A 219-nucleotide genomic window follows, 5' to 3' on the forward strand; every position below is an offset into this window, starting at 1 on the left:
GCCACCGCCATCGAATCGAGTTCGGGCAGCGCGCCGAACAGCGGCGTCTGTGCCGTGAACGCGGCCACCCGCGCCGGGGCCAGCCCCAGCACATCGGCGAGAAGCGCGCGCAGATCGGCGTCGAGCGAAGCGGGAAGCGTGTCGGTCATGCCTGGCGCCTTAACCATCGCCTGGCGGCGGGGCAAGCAGCGTGCGCCCGGCCAGGCGGCGGGCCAACCC

At 74.0% G+C, this 219-nt stretch carries 1 pseudogene; it reads right to left on the minus strand.

From position 1 onward, the window contains the following. Positions 1-149 (minus strand): annotated as a pseudogene (locus H926_RS32660) (acyl carrier protein); the annotation flags it as partial. Positions 150-219 lie beyond the last annotated feature (70 nt).

Origin of the sequence: Novosphingobium sp. B-7, assembly GCF_000410615.1 — a bacterium.
Taxonomy (GTDB): domain Bacteria; phylum Pseudomonadota; class Alphaproteobacteria; order Sphingomonadales; family Sphingomonadaceae; genus Novosphingobium; species Novosphingobium capsulatum.